Source organism: Paraburkholderia sp. SIMBA_030 (assembly GCF_046535245.1).
Classification (GTDB): Bacteria; Pseudomonadota; Gammaproteobacteria; order Burkholderiales; family Burkholderiaceae; genus Paraburkholderia.
Map to the genome: position 1 here is coordinate 1 of NZ_JAWRXB010000880.1, position 260 is coordinate 260.

Annotated in this window: 1 protein-coding gene; it reads right to left on the bottom strand. The window is 45.4% G+C overall.

The genetic code is table 11. From position 1 onward, the window contains the following. On the bottom strand, positions 1–260 hold a 260-nt coding region (locus tag SB772_RS42535; RefSeq protein ID WP_410838836.1), incomplete at both ends, for an SDR family NAD(P)-dependent oxidoreductase.

The window sequence follows — 260 nt, forward strand, 5'->3', positions numbered from 1 at the left end:
CAAATGGCCACTGTTCTGAGCACGGAAGATATTCATGGCGGCTTCACACTGTGCCAATGCGGCGACAAAATTGACATCAGCAGTGCGGCGATTGGTTTCAAAATGCCCTTTACCAATGCGGCGGCTATCACCAATACCTGCATTAACCACTACTCGCTCAATGCTACCAAAGTCATCCGCAAAAGCATCAAATACTTGAAAAACCGTATCATAATCACTCACATCTAGTGCTTGGTATTCGACTCGAATATCAGGATACT